14 protein-coding genes are annotated in these 19,242 nt (G+C 35.7%); 10 read left to right on the top strand and 4 right to left on the bottom strand.

Going from position 1 to position 19,242, the window contains the following annotated elements; translation table 11 throughout:
* Nucleotides 1-155: 155 nt before the first annotated feature.
* A complete protein-coding gene (locus ACS8MM_RS08795) occupies nt 156-4,937 on the bottom strand; it encodes a T9SS type B sorting domain-containing protein (protein WP_379715431.1) in 4,782 nt (1,593 codons plus the stop codon).
* 196 nt (nt 4,938-5,133) lie between these two features.
* Here ACS8MM_RS08795 and argS point away from each other — a divergent pair, with 196 nt between their 5' ends.
* The 10 genes from argS (at nt 5,134) to ACS8MM_RS08745 (ending at nt 15,397) form a co-directional block, all read left to right on the top strand.
* Nucleotides 5,134-6,912: an arginine--tRNA ligase gene (argS, locus tag ACS8MM_RS08790; protein WP_379715428.1), complete on the top strand. Its 1,779-nt coding sequence runs from the start codon at nt 5,134-5,136 to the stop codon at nt 6,910-6,912.
* A gap of 106 nt (nt 6,913-7,018) precedes the next feature.
* Nucleotides 7,019-7,480: a hypothetical protein gene (locus ACS8MM_RS08785; protein ID WP_379715425.1), complete on the top strand. Its 462-nt coding sequence runs from the start codon at nt 7,019-7,021 to the stop codon at nt 7,478-7,480.
* A gap of 256 nt (nt 7,481-7,736) precedes the next feature.
* Nucleotides 7,737-8,282, top strand: a complete 546-nt coding sequence (locus ACS8MM_RS08780; RefSeq protein ID WP_379715422.1) for a PAS domain-containing protein — start codon at nt 7,737-7,739, stop codon at nt 8,280-8,282.
* 4 nt (nt 8,283-8,286) lie between these two features.
* Entirely contained in the window at nt 8,287-8,673 is a 387-nt protein-coding gene (locus ACS8MM_RS08775; RefSeq protein WP_379715419.1) for an acyl-CoA thioesterase, read from the top strand.
* Nucleotides 8,674-8,827: 154 nt separating this feature from the next.
* The gene (locus ACS8MM_RS08770; RefSeq protein ID WP_379715416.1) at nt 8,828-8,956 is read left to right on the top strand and encodes a hypothetical protein; all 129 of its coding nucleotides are present in this window, start codon (nt 8,828-8,830) and stop codon (nt 8,954-8,956) included.
* A 183-nt stretch (nt 8,957-9,139) separates the two neighbouring features.
* Nucleotides 9,140-10,486, top strand: a complete 1,347-nt coding sequence (gene ffh, locus ACS8MM_RS08765) for a signal recognition particle protein (RefSeq protein ID WP_379715413.1) — start codon at nt 9,140-9,142, stop codon at nt 10,484-10,486.
* 115 nt (nt 10,487-10,601) lie between these two features.
* Nucleotides 10,602-11,486 carry a bifunctional 5,10-methylenetetrahydrofolate dehydrogenase/5,10-methenyltetrahydrofolate cyclohydrolase gene (locus ACS8MM_RS08760; protein WP_379715410.1) on the top strand — a complete coding sequence of 295 codons (885 nt, stop codon included), beginning with the start codon at nt 10,602-10,604 and terminating at the stop codon, nt 11,484-11,486.
* Between the two features lie 3 nt (nt 11,487-11,489).
* Nucleotides 11,490-11,984: a GNAT family N-acetyltransferase gene (locus ACS8MM_RS08755; RefSeq protein WP_379715407.1), complete on the top strand. Its 495-nt coding sequence runs from the start codon at nt 11,490-11,492 to the stop codon at nt 11,982-11,984.
* Between the two features lie 133 nt (nt 11,985-12,117).
* A complete protein-coding gene (locus tag ACS8MM_RS08750) occupies nt 12,118-13,170 on the top strand; it encodes a hypothetical protein (protein ID WP_379715404.1) in 1,053 nt (350 codons plus the stop codon).
* Nucleotides 13,130-15,397 carry a hypothetical protein gene (locus ACS8MM_RS08745; RefSeq protein ID WP_379715401.1) on the top strand — a complete coding sequence of 756 codons (2,268 nt, stop codon included), beginning with the start codon at nt 13,130-13,132 and terminating at the stop codon, nt 15,395-15,397. Before ACS8MM_RS08750 ends, ACS8MM_RS08745 begins: the two co-directional genes overlap by 41 nt.
* Nucleotides 15,398-15,461: 64 nt before the next feature.
* Here the strand turns inward: ACS8MM_RS08745 and ACS8MM_RS08740 are convergent, their stop codons facing one another.
* From ACS8MM_RS08740 to ACS8MM_RS08730, 3 genes are all read right to left on the bottom strand, one after another.
* The gene (locus tag ACS8MM_RS08740; protein WP_379715398.1) at nt 15,462-15,809 is read right to left on the bottom strand and encodes a DUF6686 family protein; all 348 of its coding nucleotides are present in this window, start codon (nt 15,807-15,809) and stop codon (nt 15,462-15,464) included.
* 8 nt (nt 15,810-15,817) lie between these two features.
* On the bottom strand, nt 15,818-16,990 hold the full coding sequence (locus ACS8MM_RS08735; protein ID WP_379715395.1) for a PepSY-associated TM helix domain-containing protein: 1,173 nt from the start codon (nt 16,988-16,990) through the stop codon (nt 15,818-15,820).
* Nucleotides 16,991-17,059: 69 nt separating this feature from the next.
* Complete coding sequence (locus ACS8MM_RS08730) at nt 17,060-19,207, bottom strand: TonB-dependent siderophore receptor (protein WP_379715392.1); 2,148 nt, start codon at nt 19,205-19,207, stop codon at nt 17,060-17,062.
* Between the last annotated feature and the right edge of the window lie 35 nt (nt 19,208-19,242).

Below are 19,242 nucleotides of genomic sequence, written 5' to 3'. Positions count from 1 at the left end.
TAAATAATTTAGAACTATGCAAAACAAAGTACCTTTTTTTTCACTTAACTTTTGTTTGCATAGTAGTATTGAAATTTAATATTTTGTTACAGTTTGCGTCAAAAAAAAATGGACTTGTTCTGAAACAAGCCCATTTTGTTGAGTTTTTTCTAAGATTATCGTTTTAAAGTAAAATGCGATTTGAACGTTTTGTTACTTCCTTTTTCTGTAAATTCTACAGTAAACCAATAATCAGTAGAGGGTAGCGGTTCTCCGTTGTAGGTTCCGTCCCATCCTGGAGAAGAAGGAGTAATTCGTTTTAAAAATTTGCCATAACGATCAAAAATACTGATAGCAGCATTCGGATTGGTCGAAATTAAATCAGGAATATTCCAGGTTTCATGATAACCATCTGCATTTGGTGTGAAAAATTTAGGATAATTAATGATTACCGCAGTTAAAGGCGCTGGAGAACAATGACCGTTTTTGTCTCTAACTGAAATAGTATGCTCACCAGCAGCTACATTATAGAAAATGTTACTGTCCTGATAAGGTCCGTTGTCTAATTGGTATTCATAATTTCCTGAACCGACACCTAAAACATTCACTTCGATAAAGGTTGGATTTTCAAAGGCATCACTGTATACAATTTCCAGATAAGGCGCATACATGGTAACTTTTGTAGTAATTGTTTTAGTACAGTTTGTCGTAGTATTGGTAACCGTTACGGAATAGTCACCTTCTAAGTTGGTGGAAACCGCACCCGAATTATTCCCAAATGGAGCTCCATTATGAGTCCAAACATAAGAATATCCTGAACTTAATCCAGTATTTAAAACAACACTATTTAAAATCGTTCCTGTTTCATAATCTTGACAGATGAAGTATTCCGTATCTAAAATTGGATTAGGAAGTGGATTGATGATTAAACTTACTTGCACAACGTCAAAACAGGCATTGGTTGAAGTTGTATTGTTAATGCGAACCCAAATGGTATCATTATAAGGCGTTTCATTCTCATAAGCTGAAGGATTGGCAATTGCATTCGTTCCTGTATTTGCATCACTTGCAGACGTATAATAACTGAAATTGAAATCTGTAGCTGGAGTTTGTGTACCTAGAACTTGATTTTGGACTTCAGTAATTAAATCATAACGATAAATTCCATCATTGATTCCAAAATCATCACATTTAGGTGTGATTGTTGCAGGGTTGGCAATTGGTTCTGCTACAATATTGACAATAAATTCACTTTGGTCTTGACACGTTGGTGAAAAAGGAGCATTTCCTCTAATATAGATGGTATTGGCTCCTGGAGTCGTGATTGTTGCATTAGAGACCAATACATTTCCAGTATTGTCGTAATAGTTTTCTCCTGCACCCAGACTAGCTGGGTTTAATTGATAACTGCTACAAGTATTTGGTACGTCTGGTAGTTCGGTGACATTATATAGATTAATCGGAATTTCTCTTTCTATAAAACAATTCGGATTAGTTCCTGTTTCGGCATATACAAAAATTGAAACAGGAGGTACATTATTATTATCATAAGTTGTAATTGGAACTACAACTCTTCCATTAGGATTGGTAATGGATTGGTTGTAATAAGTACCTACACTCAAAGTAGGTAATGTAAAACTGTCGCAAAAATTAAATGCTGTTGGTAATGAAGAATCCAAGACAGGAGTATCATTAATCGTAATAGTAAAAGTACTTTCATCTCTACAGCTGAAACGCACATTGGTTTCGGTATAAATGTAAAGCGGTGAAACCACATTTGCGGAAGTATAAACTGTTCCAGCGGGAATTATATTACCTGGATGTGGATTATTGGGATTCGGATCCATTGGTGCATCATAATAGAAATTGTTCGCGGGTAAAGCTGGTAAAGTATAGCTATCACAGTGTACTTGATTTTGAAACACAGTGGCTCGGAAGCTGTCAAAATCAATTTCGAATGAATTTTCACTGAAACAATTAGGATCGTTTGGATTTACGGCATAAATATAAATGGTTTTGATAAGGTTGGTCATGTCATCATTAGCATTTAAATCAGTGGCGTCAATCACAAAATCTGTGATTAGGTTTTGACCGTTGGGATCATCATAATAATTACCGTTAGCCAAAGGTGTCAAGGTATAACTATAACAGACTTCTTGACGTCCTCTGGAATCAATTATTGGTCTTTGATTGATCGTAATTGTCCAAGGCGTTTCATTGTAACACACCGGAGTCAATGCCATTGTTGATTCCTTGTATATCCATATCGTATTGGTTGAAGTTATCGCATCTCCTGGTAGCAATTCAATATTTCCGGTTGTTGCCGGCCCTCCTTGCTGTACAAAATACCTTCCTCCGTCTGGATTTGTTGGTAAAGTATAGGTTTCACATGCTGCTACGGGAATAGGTGCAGTTAGCGCTGGTTGATGGAATGTAATGTTGAAGAAATCATCGTTAGTACATGCTGCCCCGGGAACATAATGATAAATAGTAGTGTTTTGGTTAATATCAATTGGTGTGTTGATACTATTACCTCCTCCATTGGGTGCATCTCTGAATTCACCAACCGGAGGAGCGTTCAATTGATATGGACCCGAACAAATATCTACATTGGCTAAGTTTAAACTCCCAATATATACCGAGAAAGTTGAAATTGTTGAACGACAATTATTGTTTTCTGCAAAAGCATGAACTTCAGTAGTCGTAGTTATCGGGAATGTTAGAGGTGTATAAGTATCTGTTGCTGCGTCGTATGTATAATAGTTGGCCGTGCCTACGTTGGTAATAATGACTGGAAGTGAATTTACCGGATTACAATCAAAAATATTGGTAAATGTATTGCTAACGGTTGGTGTTTGGTAAATGGTAATGTCGAAGTCGCTTGCAATAGGTGAACAAGTTGGATCCGTAAAGGTAAAGTACACATAAAGTGTTGTAGTGCCTAAAGTTGAAATTATATCTCCAGGGAAAACCTCTGTATTTCCAGGAGTAGTTGGTCCACCTGGTTGTGTAAAATACTGCATCCCATTGTAGGCATAGGGTTGTATAATGTAACTGTCGCAGCTAATTACATCAATTGGTGTAATGTCTAATTGTTCGATAATAAATACATTAAAACTACGCTCTGAAGGACAACTTGGTGTGCCACCTGTTTCGTGGTAAATGTAGATGGTCGTGTCGGTTGTGATGACGGTTCCCGGTGCTAGTATTGATCCAGTTTGATTAGGGCCTGTATAATAGGTGCCCGGATTTGTGAGTGTGGGTAAAATGTATTGAGCGCAAACAAATTGGTCCTGTAAATTGTCTAAAATAGGTCTCGGTTTGACAATTAGATTGATACTTGTTGTGTTATAACAGGCGGTGTCAGTGTTGTTTTCAATTCGGATATAAACAACTGTATTTGATGATATTAAAGAGGAGTTAGTGTCAATTGGGTTTACGTTGTTGTCTGCATCCGCTTGTGATAGATGATAACTAACATTGTAAATACTTGAGGATTGCCCACTTAAAACAGTATTGGTTAATAGTGCTAAATCAAACTCTCCTGAACCTGAACCGGCTGTAGTTTCACAACGGGTTAAATCCCCGGGGTTATTGGCTATCGGAGATGGAGTTAAACGTAAAAAGAAAGTTTCTATGGTATAACAACCAGTGCTTGGATCAACAACTCTAATCCAGATTTGTTTGGGTAAACTTGCTGAAGCTACACTATGGCTTAATATTAATGGATTGGTATTTCCCTGTGCATCCGCCAAAGATTCATGATAGCTTAATTGGTATTGTCCTGACGGATTAACTATTGGTGAGTTGTAAGCTAATTCAAAAGTATAATTTGCCGAAGCATTGTTACATTTGTACAAATCGACTGGATCGGGTACTGTGATAGCAGGTTGGTAAGATATGACAATATCATTGGTAGCTACTTCACAATTAGTTGCTTGTATGTAATAGGTTAGTTGGTAGGTGCCGGATTGATTGACAGTCAAATCTGGACCAGTTTCGCCCGGAATAGGATTTCCATTGGCATCTTTCCAAACAAAATCAAAGAAATTGGGATCTAAACCTGAAGTTATAGTGTAACTTTCATTAACGCCATTATTATTGCATAATCCCACAATGTCGGGACCAAGTACATCTTGACTAAAATCAAAACTACTTCCGCCTAAAAATAAAGCCGAATCAAAACGCTCGTCAATACCATCCGCAATAACAATCTTAATGTGGTAAGTTTGACCAGGAATCAAATTGTTTTTAGTAGCATTCATCAAAACGGTTTGGCCGTTAAAGTTGGTTGGAGATGCTGCTGCAGCTGATCCTCCATTGAACTGACCAAAATACCCTACGTTTTCCGGAGTACATCCCGAATTGTAAAGATTATCTCGTATAGTTTGTACGGAAATAGGAATAGTAGTGCTTGGAATAATAGCAAGATTTTCGGTTACTCCACCTGAATCAGTGAGTAAAAATGCAAAGCCATCAGTTGATTGACATTGATAGGTTCCGTATTCTTCGGAAGCAAATAAAAATTGAAAATTAAAGTAGTTGGAGTACGATGTGAAATCAAATTCTAAAACTGTAGCGTTTCTAGAACTCATGTTGATGCCCGATGCCGCCAAAATTGTTTCTAAATTAGCGTCGCCTGGCCAAGCTGAACTTCCATCGCTTAAATCGGAAGTGTTGGGTCCGGGTGCATTAAGTACATTTCCCGTGGTTAAGAGTACACCATTAGTAAAAGGAAAGGCCGGGTTGGTATTTTCAAAATAGCCTATTCCGTTAGTGGAACCGAAATTAGTACCTGTTCGAGAACTTACATTGGTAATATTTACGCAAGGACTGTTGACTAATACACTGTTGACTAGACCGAAATCGTTGTAAGTAGTCGTGTTTACTGTTATTGATTGTGAGAAAATAAAAAAGCTGTTAATCAAAAACAGCGTTAGAAGTAGTTTTTTTTTCATAGATTTTGTCATGGGTCTGCAAAAATATTCTTTATCTCAGTTACACAAAAAAAATACCGACAAACTACTTGATATCCCGTAATTAAGTAGGTTTTTATTGCAAAACCTCAGGAATTGGACGATAATTGTATCTCTATAAATTTACTAAAAATTTCTTTTAAAATAGTATCTTTGCGCCTTTAAAAAATCATTAATTATGACACTTACACAAATTCTTACGCCAAAAATCCAGGAAGCTGTTCAGGCATTGTTTGCTATTTCACTTGATAAAGTAGAATATCAAGCAACTCGTAGGGAATTTGAAGGTGATATAACTATGGTGGTTTTTCCAATCCTAAAATTGGTTAAAGGAAACCCAGCCGAAATTGGAACTAAGATTGGAAACTATTTGGTTGAAAATGTTCAGGAAGTTGAGAAATTTAATGTGGTTCAGGGATTTTTGAACATCGTAATTTCGGATGCATACTATGTCAACTTCTTTAAAGATATTCAAAGTAATACATCTTTCGGATTTGTCAATCCTGTAGCTGGTGAAAAAGCTATTATGGTCGAATATTCATCACCTAATACCAATAAGCCATTGCATTTGGGGCATATCCGTAATAATTTATTGGGGTATTCTGTAGCCGAAATTATAAAAGCTTCGGGTAAAAAAGTATACAAAACTCAAATCATCAACGACCGTGGTATCCATATTTGTAAGTCAATGTTGGCTTGGCAGAAATTCGGAAACGGACAAACACCGGAATCAACTGGTTTAAAAGGTGATAAATTGGTCGGAAACTTTTATGTAGAGTTTGATAAAGCTTACAAAGCAGAAATCAAAACCTTAATGGAAGAAGGCAAAACCGAAGATGAAGCGAAAAAACTGGCGCCGTCTATTCTTGAGGCGCAGGAAATGTTGCGTAAATGGGAGGCAGGCGATGAAGCAACTGTGGCGCTTTGGAAAACAATGAACCAGTGGGTTTATGACGGTTTCGAACAAACCTATACAAATCTTGGGGTGAATTTTGATTCCTATTACTACGAAAGTAATACGTATTTGTTAGGTAAAGAAGTGGTGCAGTTCGGGTTAGAAAAAGGAATTTTCGAAAAAGATCCGGACGGTTCGGTTTGGATTGATTTGACAGAAGATGGCTTGGATCGAAAAATCGTTTTGCGTTCCGATGGTACTGCAGTTTATATGACGCAGGATATAGGAACAGCAATCCAACGTGTAAAGGATAATCCGGATGTTGGAGGAATGGTTTATACGGTGGGTAATGAACAAGATTATCACTTTAAAGTATTGTTTTTAATCCTAAAGAAATTAGGTTTCGATTGGGCGGCTGATTTGTTCCATTTGTCGTATGGAATGGTAGAATTGCCTTCAGGTAAAATGAAATCGCGTGAAGGAACAGTAGTAGATGCGGATGATTTAATGGCGGAAATGACAACTACTGCGCAATCAATTTCAGAAGAATTAGGAAAATTGGAAGGCTATTCCGATGCTGAAAAAGCAGCATTGTATAAAATTATCGGCTTAGGTGCATTGAAATATTATATGTTGAAAGTGGATCCGAAGAAAACGATGATGTTTGATCCTAAGGAATCGGTAGATTTTAATGGAAATACGGGTCCGTTCATTCAATATACGTATGCGCGTATTCAATCGATTTTGAGAAAAGCGGATTTTGATAGTACAGCTTCAGTAGCGGTGGCGGAACTTCACGAAAAGGAAAAAGAATTAGTGAAGCAAATTGCGCAATTCCCGGATGTAATTCAGAATGCGGCTCACAATCATAGCCCGGCATTAATCGCAAACTATACTTACGATTTGGTGAAAGAATACAATTCATTTTATCAATCGGTTTCAATTTTAGGAGAAGAAGATGCTAATAAGAAGGTATTTAGAGTCCAATTGTCTAAGAAAGTTGGAGAAACGATCAAAAATGCTTTTAGTCTCTTAGGAATTAATGTTCCAGAAAGAATGTAATACCGAATCCGCTTTTTTTAAGAAGCGGATTTTTTTTTATCTTGATTTTAATGTTGTAAATTTACTTAGTAATTTTAGTGTTTATTAATCTTAAAATCAGGCCTATATGAAAAAAATTGTTGTTAGAATTCTGATTTTTGCCTCTTTGTTCAATATCGCAGGTATGTGTAGTGATGATAATGATTCTAGCTACCCGTCGATGGATGCTACCGTCGTAATTAATACAGTGAAAGCAGGCACATGGAGAATCACTTTTTTTGAGGATTCAGGAACTAATGAGACTTCAAATTTTACAGGTTATAATTTTACTTTTGCAGATTCGGCGGTATTGACTGCTTCCAATGGAGCGAATACCTATACAGGAACATGGTCTGTAACAAATGATAGTAGTGGTGATGATAGTCCAACTGAAGATTTGGATTTTAATATGGCTTTTAGCGCTCCTTCCAATTTTGCAGAATTAACCGAAGATTGGAATATTTTAGAGAGAACCGATACTAAAATCCGATTGGTACACGTAAGTGGCGGTGATGGCGGAACGGACTATCTGACTTTTGAGAAAAATTAATTCTATATAAAAAGTAGAAAAAAAGTAACTCTAATGGGTTACTTTTTTTATTTGCATTATTCTTTGTTGTATCTTCGCAACACTTAATGGTAAAATCAATTCCGGAAGATTTTCTTCCAATGTGGAATCAGGTGAAAATCCTGAACTGTCGTGCAACTGTGTTTTTCCTAAAAAGGAAATGAGTCAGATACATAGAATTGATTTTGTTTAAGCATCACGAAAGTGCTCAAACAGGAATAAGTTTCATTTTAAAAGAATGAAACTATTGTTGTATTCACTTTCTTCACTTACAAACGAATATGACAGGAATCGCATGTTACACGAATTTGATGCCGGCTGGGCAAAATACCAAGAAGGTCTAAGAACTAGGTTTTTACCAATTGTTTCTTGGGGCCAATTTTCTTTTGCTTCCATCGAAACCAATGCTTTTGAATTGATTCAGAAAAATTGGAAGGTGAAGGAAAATTTATATCAAATTGTTACTGTTCTGCAACGCGAAGTCATTATTACCAATGCTGAATTTGAAATTGTATTTGCTTCTGAAGGCATTGTACAAATGAACGGCTATGAATCCAATGAACTTATTGGAAAATCACCTAGAATGTTTCAAGGAGAATTGACATCAGAGGAGGTGAAAGCAACAATCAAAAATGCAATGAAGCAACATAAACCGTTCAAAGAAGTACTTCTCAATTACAAAAAAGACGGTTCGACTTATTTCTGTGAAATTGAGGCTTTCCCAAAATTCAGTAGCAACGGAACATTTTTAAACTATATCGCTTTCGAAAGAATAGCATCCTAACGCAATGAAAACACAAGAAGAAAAAATAAACGATTCAATAACCCGAGTGTTTAAAGCGGTTTTCCCCAATACAACCAATCATTATGATACGCTTTTCGGTGGCACCGCCATGCAATTCATGGATGAAGTGGCTTTTATTACCGCAACTCGATACAGCCGACAAAAAATGGTAACGGTTAGTAGTGATCGCATCGATTTTAAAAGACCAATACCGCACGGTACCATAATCGAATTGATTGGAAAAGTAACTTATTTGGGAACCACAAGTTTAAAGGTTAGGGTCGATATTTTTATTGAAGAAATGTATAGTAACTCACGAGAAAAAGCCATTACGGGCGAATTTACGTTTGTGGCTATCGATGAAAATAAAAAGGCAGTTAAAGTACAATAAAGCGGGAGAAGTGGTATGATTAGGACCTTTAGTTGGCCTTGAGTCCTAGGTCAAGACGGGTAAGCAGTAGGAAATTATAAAGGTGTTTGAATGCCAGTATTTTTAGGGAACCTGCAGTTTATTCGTTTAGGAACTAATCATTACCGACTTCTTTTTGACTGGTACTGATGATTATTTAAGTGGTACCGATGACTTTTTAGGTGGTACCGAAGATTATTTAAGTGGTACTGATGACTTTTTAGATGGTACTGATGACTTTTTAAATGGTACCGAAGATTATTGAAGTGGTACTAAGAACTCAATATAGGGTGCCAAACACTCTTTTAATGGTACTAATCATAATTTACTCTCCACTAATCATTCATAACTCATAACTTATAATTCATAACCCGTAATTCATCATTAACAAGTCTTTGCAACTTTCAAACTTTACACTATCTTTGCGACTTCATAAAAAAGAAGAACTATGTTCAATAATTTATCCGAAAAACTAGATAAAGCGTTCCATATATTAAAAGGGCACGGTAAAATTACCGAAGTAAATGTTGCCGATACCCTTAAAGAAGTACGTCGTGCCTTGCTTGATGCCGATGTTAACTTTAAAATTGCGAAAGATTTTACCACTCGTGTAAAAGAAAAAGCAATGGGACAGGATGTATTAACTAACTTACAGCCAGGTCAGCTTTTAATCAAAATCGTTAAGGATGAACTAACCGAATTAATGGGTGGTGATGTTTCTGGTGTGAATTTATCAGGAAATCCAACTGTTATTTTGATGTCTGGTTTGCAAGGTTCTGGTAAAACGACCTTCTCTGGTAAGTTGGCTAACTTCTTAAAAGACAAAAAGAACAAAAAACCATTATTGGTTGCCTGTGATATCTATCGTCCTGCAGCGATTAATCAGTTGCATGTCGTGGGAGAACAAATTGGTGTAGAAGTATATTCTGAACCAGAAAATAAAAATGCAGTGGCTATCGCTGAAAATGCGATTAAACACGCAAAAGCAAACGGATTCAATGTTGTAATCGTCGATACTGCTGGTCGTTTAGCGGTGGATGAGGAAATGATGACCGAAATTGCAAACGTTCATAAAGCAATTCAACCTAACGAAACCCTATTCGTTGTGGATGCCATGACAGGTCAGGATGCAGTGAATACTGCTAAAGCCTTTAACGATAGATTGAATTTTGACGGAGTTATTCTTACGAAGTTAGATGGTGATACACGTGGTGGAGCTGCTATTTCGATCAAATCTGTTGTAAATAAACCAATCAAATTCATCGGTACAGGTGAAAAGATGGACGCGATTGATGTGTTCTACCCGGATCGTATGGCCGATCGTATCTTAGGTATGGGTGACGTAGTTTCCTTGGTGGAGCGTGCACAAGCACAATACGACGAAGAGGAAGCGCGCAAATTACAAAAGAAGATTGCTAAAAACGAATTCGGTTTTGACGACTTCTTAACGCAAATTCAACAAGTGAAGAAAATGGGTAACATGAAGGACTTGGTTGGAATGATACCGGGTGCCGGAAAAGCATTGAAAGATGTAGATATTCCAGATGATGCATTCAAACATGTGGAAGCTATTATTTTCTCAATGACACCTGCAGAAAGAAGCAAACCTTCAATTATCGATGTAAAACGTAAAACACGTATTGCAAAAGGATCAGGACGTAAAATCGAAGAAGTAAATCAGTTGATGAAACAATTCGACCAAATGAGCAAAATGATGAAAATGATGCAAGGTCCTGGCGGAAAGAATTTAATGAAAATGATGGGCGGAATGAAAGGAATGCCTGGAATGAGATAAGAATAGATAAGGTGCGTGGTTACGCGCCTTTTTTTATATATGAATTTAAAGTGTAAAGAACTGCAACACAACTTTAAACTTTAAAAAACTTTAAACTTTAAACAGTAAAAAAACAATGCAAATTTTAGACGGGAAGAAAGTTTCGGAAGACATTAAAAATGAAATCGCTGCTGAAGTTCAACGAATGAAAGACAACGGCGAAAAAGTACCTCATTTGGCTGCGATAATTGTAGGAAATGATGGTGCAAGTTTAACCTATGTGGGGAGTAAAGTAAAAGCTTGCGAGCGCGTTGGTTTTGAGTCGACTTTGATCAAAATGCCAAGCACGACTTCTGAAACCGAATTACTGAAAAAAATCAAAGAATTAAATGAAGATGACAATATAGACGGATTTATTGTTCAGCTTCCGTTACCTGATCAAATCGATACGCAAGAGGTTTTAATGGCTATCGATCCTAGTAAAGACGTGGACGGTTTCCATCCGGAAAACTTCGGTAAGATGGCGTTGGATATGAGTACGTTTATTCCTGCTACACCTTTCGGTATTCTTGAATTATTGGAAAGATATAATGTAGAAACCAAAGGAAAACATACTGTTGTAATCGGTCGTAGTCATATTGTAGGACGTCCGATGAGTATTTTGATGGGACGTAAAGGATTTCCTGGGAATTCTACGGTAACATTAACACACAGTCATACTAAAAACATCAACCAGATTACCTCACAGGCTGATATTATTATTACTGCATTAGGGGTGCCGAATTATTTGAAAGCGGAAATGGTGAAAGACGATGTGGTTGTGATTGATGTTGGTATTACCCGTGTGGCGGATGAAACCAATCCTAAAGGGTATATCATTACCGGTGATGTTGACTTTGAAAATGTATCAAAAAAAGCGTCTCATATTACCCCGGTTCCTGGTGGTGTTGGACCAATGACAATTGCGATGTTACTTAAAAATACGTTGTTGGCAAGAGAGCAAAAAAGATTAAAAAAATAACGAATGCAATTAATTGAAGCTACTAAAGAACAACTGGCAATTGTTCGTGATTTAGCCTATGCAATTTGGCCAGCTACTTATGGAGAAATTCTTTCCAAAGAGCAACTCGAATACATGCTAGATAATTTTTATGCTATTTCTTCCTTGGAAGAACAAATAAACAATGGCCATGTTTTCTTATTGATACAAGATGAAGGCGTAAATTTGGGCTTTGCAGCTTATGAAGTGAATTGTAAAGATTCGGGTAAAACCAAATTGCACAAAATTTATGTATTGCCTCAAACCCAAGGGAAAGGTCTTGGGAAATTGCTTCTATCTGAAGTAGAACACCGTGCCAAAGCGGCTCAAAATACGCATTTGTTTCTGAATGTTAATAAATACAATAATGCTCAGGAATTTTACAAAGCCAAAGGATTTATCATAGCATATGAGGAAGTTATTGATATTGGTCAAGGGTATGTGATGGATGATTACGTCATGGAAAAACCATTGAACTAGTCCATTTCTACCTAAATTTTAAAGGAATACAAAAAATATAAATCCATTTAGCGATAAATGGATTTTTCTTGTTAAATAAGGCATAATTTTTGATAGCTTTATCGTAGAAAACTTCACTTAATTACTTTCTTTTATGAAACGTATTTTTTTGGGGATAATCACTGCATTATCCCTTATCTCGTGCAACAACGACGCTAAGGTTGAACATGTTGAACGTGCTTTCTATTTTTGGAAAAGCAATAACTCCATCAGTACTGAGGAGGCTAAACATCTAAAAGATCAAGAAGTCAGGAAATTATACGTCAAATTATTTGAAGTTGATTATACAGAAACCAGAGGCAATTTTCCTTATGAGAAGAACAGACTTAGTCATTATACTTTCGATGATCTTGATTCAGTGACAGTTGTTCCTACTATTTTTATCAAGAACAGCATCTTTCAATACAATGATGAAAAATCGTTGGATCAGTTAGCAGACAACATTGTTTTCTTAATTGATAAATATAGTAAGAGTGAATACAATGAAAAGAATAACATATTTGATTATAAAGAGATTCAAATCGATTGTGATTGGACGAAAACAACCAAAGACAAGTACTTCTATTTACTAAAGAAAATCAAATCGCTTTCTGGAAAAGAACTTAGTTGTACGCTTCGATTGTATCCGTATAAGTATCCTGAAATTATGGGGGTTCCACCAGTTGATAAAGTAACACTGATGTGCTACAACTTGATCAAACCATTGACCAAGAAAACCAAGAATTCTATTTTGGATATTGATGAACTGAAAAAGTATCTTACCGAAAGAAAATCTTACCCAGTGCACATCGATGTCGCATTACCGGCTTTTTACTGGACACAATTGTATCAGAATAATCGTTTTGCAGGATTATTGGATTTAAACGCAAACGATATTCAATCATTTGCCAAAAGTACAGAACCCCTTTGGTATCAAGTCGAAAAAGACACCAGTTTTAACTATGGTGAAACCTATTTGAAAGTAGGAGATCAGGTAAAATGTGAAGAGGTGAAAGCATCTGAGATTAATGAAGCGATCACACTAATTAAAAAGTACGTTGACCTGGATGCTTCGACAACCATTAGCTTATTTGATTTGGATGAAAATACTTTTAAACACTACACTGATGAAGAAATTTCTGGTTTTTACAGCAGTTTTACTAAGTAGTTTTAGTAAAACATTCGCCTGTGGCTATTCTCCATATGGCGAAGATATCAGGTATTCGATGTTTTTACCTGAGTATTTTAATTACAATGATTTTAAAGCGTTCCATTATAATTGCTCTTTATTTGGATTTGATTACGAGTATGATCCTGCTTATGATTCCAATATTTATGATTGGTACTATTTTACAAATAAGAAAGTAACACTTGACGAAATTAGTGAATGCATGGGTTTGGCATTTTCAGATATTAACCCTAATTCTGAAAATGGATTTGTTCATTATTTGTATCAGAATAAAATGGATGGCGTAATCAATTATCTGAAAATGGCCAAGCTTTGCGAAGATATCAATTCGGTTGTTTATGAAGATGTTTGGGAAAGAGGTGCAAAACAAAGTAACGCACACGAACTCGCTTTCTTGAAAAAATTAAACCAAACCATAGTGAACGAGAAAAGCAATTATCTAAAACGCAAATATGCATTCCTTGCCATTAGAACGAGTTATTATACTGGGAACGCTGAATCGATCACTAAACTGTTTAATGACTATTTTAAAAACGGGAAAAAAGACTATTTGTATTATTGGAGTTTGTATTTCAATACTTTTAATGAAGGCGATAAAAGTGTTGATATTGCCAATATAATGGCGTATTCTCCAGAAAAAAAGTATGCCGTTTACTATTATTTCCACAATGATTTCAACTTGCAAAAAGCATTGGCTAAGGCAAAAACCAAACAGGAAATTGCCAATGTTTATGCGTATGCTTCCGTGCAGAAAATAAGTCCGAACTTAGAATCGTTAGTTAAAATTTACGAGAATAGTTATAAGTCTAGAATATTGGATTTTTTATTATTGCGTGAAATCAATAAAATTGAAGATTGGGTATTCACACCGTATTATACAAATTATCTGCCATCTATCACATTTGCAAATAGCTGGGAAAATGAAATGGATGCAGAATCTACCAATGCCTTAAGGAATCGTTCAGAAAAAGACCGATTGTATGCAAAACAAGTTTTAGATTTTGTGAATACAGTAGATTTGACCAAAGTGAAAGATCCGGTTGTATGGAAAGCAGCGCAAATTCAACTGCTTTTTACAACCAAAAACTATGGTGAATGCCTAAGCAGAATTGGTGAATTTGAAAAAAAACATTCCAAAACTAAAGTGTTTCCCTTAATCGAAAGACTTAAAGCATTGTGCATTACAGCAGACCAAAGTTTTGGAAATGCGATTATTAAGAATGAAATCAAACCGATACTTCTAAAGTATAAACATGACGAGCGCTTTTTATTTTCATTGGGAAGAGAATTGGAATTTAGAGGAAATATCGCTGATGGTGTGGCTTTGATTGCTTTAGGGAACAGTATGCCAAAGCATTATTTGGACTTTGAAGGATCATCGGGTGTGGAATGGCAAGGAAATCGAATCAAAGATTCAGGAAATCTAAAATATTTTTACAAGTATTTCGATTATTTGGACTTTGTATATAGTGCCAAAGAAATGCAAGTAGTAATCAATACACTCAATCAGAATAAAAAAGTTCGCGATCCTTTTGAAAAAGTAATCTATTCTCAATTGGTAAAGGATAAAAATCAATTAACGGATTTACTGGGTACCAAATATATTCGAGAAAACCGATTAATAGCTGCTGAATTAGCATTCCGTTCGATAGGAGAGAAATACTGGCAAGAGAATTACAATGCCTGGGAGCGAGATGTATATGGGGAAAGTTACAGCTTTGAAGAAAATCCGTTTTATGATTTTAAACATACGGAAAGTTTCATTCCACATCATGAAAAGTATTTGGTGACCAAACTTTCGGTAACACAGCATTTAATCAAGTATTTAAAGTTGGCGAATGATCCAAAAACAAAAGACAGGGATTATTATTATTTTCTAGTAGCAAATTGCTATGCAAATATGACACAATCCGGTCATTCTTGGATGATGCGACGTTTTGAAGCGAGTTCCTATTATGATGATGCCATTTTAGATTATTCTTATGCGGACGAAGCAGAGTACTATAAATGCAAATTGGCACAACAGTATTATCAATTGGCGTATGAAAATGCTAAAACGGATAAGTTTAAAGCGTTATGTGTTAGGATGATGGATTTTTATTCGCACGAAGGTAACGGCTTTGCTAAATTGCGTTCTAAATATCCAGAATTTTACAATGATCTTTCGAATTGTGAAAATTTGGAAGAATATTTTAAAGCAAGATAAAAAAAGCGACCATTTGGTCGCTTTTTTTATATATAACTAAACCGAAATAATAGTATGGCTATTTTCAATTCCAGAAAAAGGGCAGATTAATAACAATCTTTCTTCCAGTTTCAGCTTTAATTACAATACTCAATAAATACTGTAATTCTATAAGTTCAAACTGATCGAGTAGAATGATAAAGTTTTTTTGTGTGGTTGGAATTGGTATTTTACGCTTGTAAATCGAATTTTTATATTCTTCTTCCCAATATTCCGCATCTATGCATATTAAATAATTGTACAATGTGTCCAATTCAAGATGACTCAAGCTGAAGTTTAAGTTCTTGTAGGATAATTGATAACGATCTTCTTTTTTTATGTAGACCAACTGACCGTTTTCGGTTTCTTTTAATAATACATGGTTGCATTTCATGGTGTTTGCTATTTTTTGTTTCTTCTTCCGCGCCAAATTAAAAATCCTGTTACCGGTAGTGAAGCACAAACCAAACTTAAAACGAAGGCCAAAATTTTCCCCGGAAGTCCTAAAATAGCGCCTATATGAGTGTCGTAATTAGCTGCTATTGCTTTTTCTCCTAAATTTTTGTCTTTGTGATCATGTATGTGTAGTAATTCACCGGTATTTTCATCAAAAATGAGACTGTGATTAATATGATAGGAATAGGATAATTGTTTCACAAAAACGGAATAATTGGGATGTTCATGATCATCAATATGTTTGTGACCAAAATCCAATGAATAACCATAGGCATCTGGATAAAGTTCTTCCACTTTTTTACCGATTTTATCCAAAGTAGTTTCTGTTCGTAACTCAATTGGCGCTTTCGTTGTTATGTGTGAGAAGTCAGGAAAAGTAGTACTGCCTCCCGAAAATATAAAATAGATACCTGCTTGGATAAAGAAAAAGGAGTAAAATAAACCTGTGATAGCTACAATTAGAGCTAGGAAAGAAGCGTAAAAGCCAAGAATATTATGCATGTCATAATTTTTCCGTTTCCAGCTTTTTACATTCTTCCAGTTAAACCAAAAACGTTGTTTTCTCGCAGCTTTATTTTTTGGCCACCAAAGGATGATTCCAGAGATGAGCATGAAAATGAAAATCAAGGTTGGAATACCACAAATGTAGGCGCCCCATTCAGCTTTGAAAAGAAAGCTATAATGTATAGATTTTACGATGTTGAAAAAATCAAGTGTTTCATCATAAACCGCTAATATTTTACCATTATATGGATTTACATATACGGATTTGTAAATTACAAATTCGTCAAAGTAATTCCATGCTTTTGGATCGTGCTCATAATAGTAAAAAATGTAACTTACACTTTTATCTACCGGGACGTTTACCCAATGGATTGGGTATTTTTCTTTGGTAAACTCATTTACCTTTTTTTCCAAAACTCTTAAAGGTAAAACAGTTTTATTGGCTGTGTTTTTTTCGAAGTGGTGGATTGCATCACTTCTCAGATAATCGGTGATTTCCGCTTGAAAAGCATAAAGAGCACCGGTTAAGGAAATGATAAAAACAAAAAGCCCTACGGTTAAACCTAACCAAAGATGAAATTTTTTGATGTTTTTTTTGATGGAATTCTTTTTCATACAATATGGTAAAAAACTCCCCAAATACATGAGGAGTTATTCAACAAAAAATAAAACAAATAGACTTCTTTAGAACTTATAGGTTAAGCCGGCTGTAATGTTTCTCAAACGTTGAGGTGTTACCGTTGACCAACCTGAATAATATTTCTCATTTAAAATATTATTCAGTTTTAAAGCGATATTGAATTTGTTATGGTTATAAGACAAAGCACTGTTTAATACCGTGTAGCTTGGTAGTGTAAAGGTTCCTGTAACGGCTCTGTTTAATGTTTTATTTTCGCTAGCATGATTTCCTCCGAAACCAATTCCAAACCCTTTTAATTTACCTTGACTAAACGTATAGTTTGCCCAAAAGTTAACTAAAGTTTCCGGTCCAGCTTCTTCTGGTCTGTACCCTAAATATCCATTAGCAGGGAAATCTTTGGTTACTTCGCTGTGATTGTTTCCAAATCCGGCTAAAATATTTAAGCCTTTGATCGGATTGGCAGTAAGGCTAATTTCAACACCTCGACTTTTAACTTCTCCACCTTGAATAGAATTGTTCGGGTCATTAGGGTCAGTCATTACTTTGTCCTGCACGATAATATTGTAATAACTAGCTGTTAGAGTAAGTTTATCTTCGAAAAGATTAGTTTTAGTACCAATTTCGAATTGGTTGGCGTGTTCGGCGTCGAATGTTTTTTGATTTACACCTTGTCCTTGTGGTTCAACATTTTTGAAACCGTTCATGTAGTTTGCAAATAGAGCTACTTTGTTCTCAATAGGTTGGTATACAATCCCTAATTTGGGAGATAAAGCGGTTTGTCCGTTAAGTTCGGTTGTAGTGTAGTAATTGGTTTTTCCTTTGAAATGATCAATACGTAAGCTTGTCATCGCTGAAAGGGTTGGAAGAATGTTAATCACATTGGATGCATAGGCACTGTAGACTTCCGATTTTGAAGTAGTGTTTCCTTCAAATGAACCTACTAGTAAGTTATCGACACCTGCTTGTGTTAAATCTCCAGTATCATTGCCATTGTCCAAAGATACAGTACCGTTAGTAACCCATCCTGTACTTCCGTTCACTACATCTGATTGGTAATAATCGATACCGACTACCAGACGATTGCGTAATCCGCTGATTTTAAAATCACCAATAAAGTTTTGTTGGATATCCGTGCTAAGTGTTTCACCGTTTCTTTTTGAAATGAATCTGGCGAAATCATTGCCGTTGGATGAATCCCACAAATACGAATAGTATCCGTCTGTTTTACTGCTGCTTTTAGAAAGTACTGTTTGTGAAGTCCAAGCATCTGACAATTTGTAAATCATTTGTGCCTGCAAGCTGAAGGTAGGATTGTTGATGGCTAACTCATTTGAGGTAAATGATTTTTTGTAATTTTTTTCGAATAATTCCATCGAATTAAACGAAATAGGTGCATAACGACTCAAGAAAATCATCGGTGCGTTTGATGCTGTTCTGTTAGTGAATTCTGTATTGATTAAAAAAGAAAGTTTATCGTCAATTTTGTAACTTAAAACTGGAGCGATAAAAAAGGACTGATTGAATCCTGCATCCTGAAAACTGTTTTCTTTTTGATAGGCAGTATTGATTCGTAATAGTGCGTTTTTTTCAGTATCCAATGGAATGTTAATGTCAGAAGAGACTCTGTTTAAACCATAGGAACCTGAATTATAACTGATTTCCCCTCCGAATTTTTCTGTTGGCTTTTTGGTAACAATATTAATTAAACCGCCATAAGATATTACACTACTTCCGAAAAGTGTTCCGGATGGTCCTTTGATAACTTCTATGTTATCTACATTCGAAATGTCAATGCTTCCGTTGTTTTTAGCTGGTAATCCATTAATCATATTGGGTTGGACTGCAAATCCGCGCATACTGAAAAACTCTGCACCGTCACCACCTCGACCTGTGGATTCCCAAAGACGGGTAATACCAGTTGCGTTTTTGACCGCATCATTAAAGTTGGTTGACACTTGTTCTTTTAAAACTTCTGCTGTTACCGTATTGTAAACTTGTGGGTTTTCAATGTCAGTTAAAGGCATTTTTGAAACGGTAACACTTTGTGATCTTTTGTACTTGTTGTGGTTTCCGTTTACTGAGATTTCATTCAGTTTTTTGATAGAATCCTGCTGGGTTTGATTAACTTCTTGCGCTTGAAGGGACATTCCAAGCAATATAATTAAGGAAGTGATTAAGAATTTTTTCTCCATTTTATTTAGATTAAATTAAAATAACGATGCAAATA

It is taken from the genome of Flavobacterium sp. MAHUQ-57 (assembly GCF_051908335.1).
Taxonomy (GTDB): Bacteria; Bacteroidota; Bacteroidia; order Flavobacteriales; family Flavobacteriaceae; genus Flavobacterium.
This window is presented reverse-complemented; position numbering and strand designations above follow the sequence as displayed.

Bases quoted from the DNA above. Each gene is read 5' to 3' on its own strand.
- ACS8MM_RS08795 (WP_379715431.1), bottom strand. From the start codon at position 4,937: ATGAAAAAAAAACTACTTCTAACGCTGTTTTTGATTAACAGCTTTTTT.
- argS (WP_379715428.1), top strand. From the start codon at position 5,134: ATGACACTTACACAAATTCTTACGCCAAAAATCCAGGAAGCTGTTCAG.
- ACS8MM_RS08785 (WP_379715425.1), top strand. From the start codon at position 7,019: ATGAAAAAAATTGTTGTTAGAATTCTGATTTTTGCCTCTTTGTTCAAT.
- ACS8MM_RS08780 (WP_379715422.1), top strand. From the start codon at position 7,737: ATGAAACTATTGTTGTATTCACTTTCTTCACTTACAAACGAATATGAC.
- ACS8MM_RS08775 (WP_379715419.1), top strand. From the start codon at position 8,287: ATGAAAACACAAGAAGAAAAAATAAACGATTCAATAACCCGAGTGTTT.
- ffh (WP_379715413.1), top strand. From the start codon at position 9,140: ATGTTCAATAATTTATCCGAAAAACTAGATAAAGCGTTCCATATATTA.
- ACS8MM_RS08760 (WP_379715410.1), top strand. From the start codon at position 10,602: ATGCAAATTTTAGACGGGAAGAAAGTTTCGGAAGACATTAAAAATGAA.
- ACS8MM_RS08755 (WP_379715407.1), top strand. From the start codon at position 11,490: ATGCAATTAATTGAAGCTACTAAAGAACAACTGGCAATTGTTCGTGAT.
- ACS8MM_RS08750 (WP_379715404.1), top strand. From the start codon at position 12,118: ATGAAACGTATTTTTTTGGGGATAATCACTGCATTATCCCTTATCTCG.
- ACS8MM_RS08745 (WP_379715401.1), top strand. From the start codon at position 13,130: ATGAAGAAATTTCTGGTTTTTACAGCAGTTTTACTAAGTAGTTTTAGT.
- ACS8MM_RS08740 (WP_379715398.1), bottom strand. From the start codon at position 15,809: ATGAAATGCAACCATGTATTATTAAAAGAAACCGAAAACGGTCAGTTG.
- ACS8MM_RS08735 (WP_379715395.1), bottom strand. From the start codon at position 16,990: ATGAAAAAGAATTCCATCAAAAAAAACATCAAAAAATTTCATCTTTGG.
- ACS8MM_RS08730 (WP_379715392.1), bottom strand. From the start codon at position 19,207: ATGGAGAAAAAATTCTTAATCACTTCCTTAATTATATTGCTTGGAATG.